Origin of the sequence: Pseudomonas sp. NMI542_15, from assembly GCF_021283425.1 — a bacterium.
Taxonomy (GTDB): domain Bacteria; phylum Pseudomonadota; class Gammaproteobacteria; order Pseudomonadales; family Pseudomonadaceae; genus Aquipseudomonas; species Aquipseudomonas fortuita.
Map to the genome: position 1 here is coordinate 1 of NZ_JAJSRO010000051.1, position 3,305 is coordinate 3,305.

At 56.8% G+C, this 3,305-nt stretch carries 4 protein-coding genes, 3 tRNA genes and 1 rRNA gene; all 8 read left to right on the forward strand.

Annotated elements, in window-relative coordinates:
• Positions 1 to 133: 133 nt before the first annotated feature.
• Positions 134 to 249, forward strand: a 5S ribosomal RNA gene (rrf, locus tag LU684_RS30280).
• A 261-nt stretch (positions 250 to 510) separates the two neighbouring features.
• Entirely contained in the window at positions 511 to 1,470 is a 960-nt protein-coding gene (gene birA, locus LU684_RS30285) for a bifunctional biotin--[acetyl-CoA-carboxylase] ligase/biotin operon repressor BirA (RefSeq protein ID WP_024718156.1), read from the forward strand.
• A complete protein-coding gene (locus tag LU684_RS30290) occupies positions 1,460 to 2,209 on the forward strand; it encodes a pantothenate kinase (RefSeq protein WP_016484645.1) in 750 nt (249 codons plus the stop codon). Before birA ends, LU684_RS30290 begins: the two co-directional genes overlap by 11 nt.
• Before the next feature lie 7 nt (positions 2,210 to 2,216).
• Positions 2,217 to 2,642 (forward strand): hypothetical protein, encoded by a 426-nt coding sequence (locus LU684_RS30295; RefSeq protein ID WP_232895363.1) that lies wholly within the window; start codon positions 2,217 to 2,219, stop codon positions 2,640 to 2,642.
• 152 nt (positions 2,643 to 2,794) lie between these two features.
• Positions 2,795 to 2,878 (forward strand) — tRNA-Tyr (locus LU684_RS30300).
• Between the two features lie 24 nt (positions 2,879 to 2,902).
• Positions 2,903 to 2,976: transfer RNA gene (locus LU684_RS30305), tRNA-Gly, on the forward strand.
• A gap of 29 nt (positions 2,977 to 3,005) precedes the next feature.
• Positions 3,006 to 3,081, forward strand: a tRNA-Thr gene (locus tag LU684_RS30310).
• Positions 3,082 to 3,159: 78 nt separating this feature from the next.
• On the forward strand, positions 3,160 to 3,305 hold a 146-nt coding region (locus LU684_RS30315), incomplete at its 3' end, for a GTP-binding protein (protein ID WP_232895364.1).

The window sequence follows — 3,305 nt, forward strand, 5'->3', positions numbered from 1 at the left end:
TAACACCCAAGCAATTTGCTGACGCAGATTGCGGTGGTGAAGATGATACGAACCGAAAGTTCGCAACGAACCACAAATATCGCATATCCGAATTCGCTGGGCTGTCCATCTGGACATTCTGGCTACAGAATTTCTTGACGACCATAGAGCATTGGAACCACCTGATCCCATCCCGAACTCAGCAGTGAAACGATGCATCGCCGATGGTAGTGTGGGGTTTCCCCATGTGAGAGTAGGTCATCGTCAAGATTCATTTCGCAAAACCCCTATCTGCGCATGCAGGTAGGGGTTTTGTCTTTGTGGGCAAAAAATTCAGCCCAGCTCGAATCCCTGTGGGAGCGGGCTTGCCCCGCGAACACGGGCGAAGCCCGTGGCATCCACCGCGCAGCCTGTTTCGCGGGCACGCCCGCTGCCACAAGGCAGGGCGCACGCCAGGTATGCAGGCCCTTTTCCTATGCAAGCCAACAGCCCATGGCTATCATGCCTGCCTTATTCCAAGTCGAGACTGGCATGCTGAAGTTGTTGAACCTCCTCAAGGATGGCCGGTTCCATTCCGGAGAAGCTCTGGGGGCAGCCCTCGGGGTGAGTCGCAGCGCCGTTTGGAAGCAGCTGCAGCACCTGGAGAGCGAGCTGAACCTCACCATTCACAAGGTTCGTGGGCGCGGCTACCAGCTGGCGGCGCCGCTGGCTTTGCTCGAGGCACAGGCTATCGCCGGGTTTGCCGAAGGCGAGCAGTGGCCGGTTTTCATCCACGAAATCATCGACTCGACCAACGCCGAAGGCTTGAGGCTTGCCAATCAAGGGCAGGTAGCGCCATTTATCGTCTTGGCTGAGCGGCAAAGCGCAGGCCGCGGGCGACGTGGCAGGCAATGGGTCAGCCCATTTGCCGAAAACCTCTATTACAGCCTTGTCTTGCGTGTGGATGGCGGCATGCGCCAGCTCGAAGGCTTGAGCCTGGTGGTGGGTGTTGCAGTGATGCGTACTCTGCAGGCATTCGGCGTAAAGGATGTCGGGCTCAAATGGCCCAATGACGTGCTGGTTCGCGGGCAGAAGATAACTGGCATTCTCCTGGAGCTGGTGGGTGACCCGGCCGATGTCTGTCATGTGGTACTGGGTATCGGTATCAATGTGAACATGCAGGTCAATGGCCAAGTCGACCAGGAGTGGACCTCAATGCGGCGTGAGCTGGGTGCGGCGATAGACCGCAACCACCTGGTGGCGTCGCTCAATCAGCAATTGCAGCACGAATTGGCACGCCATCGTCGTTGCGGTTTTGCCGCATTCCAGGAGGAATGGGAGCAGGCGCACCTGTGGCAGGGGCGCACTGTTTCACTGGTTGCCGGTAGCACGCGTATTGATGGCGTGGTTCTTGGCGTCGACGGGCAGGGCGGCTTGCGCCTTGAGGTGGACGGAGTTGAAAAGAGCTTCAGTGGTGGTGAGCTCAGTTTGAGGTTGCGTGATGATTCTTGAGCTCGACTGCGGTAATAGCTTCATCAAGTGGCGCGTAATCCATACCGCTGATGCAGTGATTGAAGGTGGCGGGATCGTCGATTCCGATCAAGCGCTGCTGGCTGAAGTGGCTGCGCTGGCATCGGTACGTCTGACCGGGTGCCGCATCGTCAGTGTGCGCAGCGAGGAAGAAACCGATGCGCTTTGTGCGTTGATAGCCCAGGCATTTACCGTGCAGGCGCATGTTGCGCATCCGGCCCAGCGCATGGCCGGTGTGCGCAACGGTTATGATGACTATCAGCGTCTGGGCATGGACCGTTGGCTGGCAGCGCTGGGTGCATTTCACCTGGCCAAGGGCGCCTGCCTGGTGATCGACCTTGGTACCGCTGCTAAAGCGGACTTTGTGGCCGCAGACGGCGAACACCTGGGTGGCTACATCTGCCCGGGCATGCCATTGATGCGCAGTCAGTTGCGTACCCACACCCGGCGAATCCGTTATGACGATGACTCTGCCGAGCGCGCATTGACCAGTTTGTCGCCGGGCCGCTCTACTGTCGAAGCGGTCGAGCGTGGCTGCGTGTTGATGCTTCAGGGCTTTGCACGTACGCAGCTCGAGCAGGCGCGTGCGCTGTGGGGGGATGAATTCACGGTGTTCCTCACCGGGGGCGATGCGCCGCTGGTGAGGGAGGCCGTGCCGCAGGCGCGTGTCGTCCCTGACCTGGTTTTTGTTGGTCTGGCCATGGCCTGCCCATTGGATTGAGGTGCCTATGCGTTGGTTGTTTCTGTTGTTACTGGTGCTCAACATCTTCTATTACGTTTGGCATCAGCAGGAAGCACCGCTGAAGGTCAAGGAAGTCGCTCCCCTGTCGTTGTACAAGGGGAATCAGCAAGAAATCCGTCTGTTGCGTGAAACGGGTCTGTCGGCGCCACCCAGGCGCCGTGATGAGTGCCTGGTGGTGGGGGGGGTAACAGGGCAGGAGCAGCTGGATGCACTGCGTCAGCGCTTGCTGAGCCTAGATATTGCCACTTTGCCAGTGGTGGGGCAGTTGCCTGGAGCAAATGGGCGCTGGCTCAAGGTTGCCCCGGAAAGCGAGCGTTTGCTGGACCAAACGGTGCTTTCGGCTCTTTCCAATGATTTCAAAGACTTAAAACATAAAATTATTTTCTGCCAGGGTATTGCAACTGGTGAATAGCTTGATAGAATGGCGCCCGCTTCACAGGGAACACCACTCAGGTGGTAGAACTGGAAGCGGTGTCAAAGCAGCTAAGTTTCAGATTTGATTGAAAAAATTTGAAAAAACGCTTGACACTGGGGCGGCAGACAAATAGAATGCCGGCCACATCTGGAGGGATTCCCGAGCGGTCAAAGGGGACGGACTGTAAATCCGTTGCGAGAGCTTCGAAGGTTCGAATCCTTCTCCCTCCACCAGTTTTAGCGAGAGCCGCAAGCTCCGCGGGTATAGTTTAGTGGTAGAACCTCAGCCTTCCAAGCTGATGATGCGGGTTCGATTCCCGCTACCCGCTCCAAGTTTGCTGGATTTTGCGCAAAGTGTTTCGCTCTTGTAGCTCAGTTGGTAGAGCACACCCTTGGTAAGGGTGAGGTCAGCGGTTCAAGTCCGCTCAAGAGCTCCATATAAACAAGGCAGATATGAAAATATCTGCCTTTGTTTTATCAGCGCAAGACTATTTCTTCTGCGGAGGATTGTATCGATGGCTAAGGAAAAGTTTGATCGTTCCCTTCCCCACGTTAACGTCGGCACTATCGGCCACGTTGACCATGGTAAGACCACTCTGACCGCAGCTCTGACTCGCGTCTGCTCCGAAGTTTTCGGTTCGGCAGTCGTTGAGTTCGACAA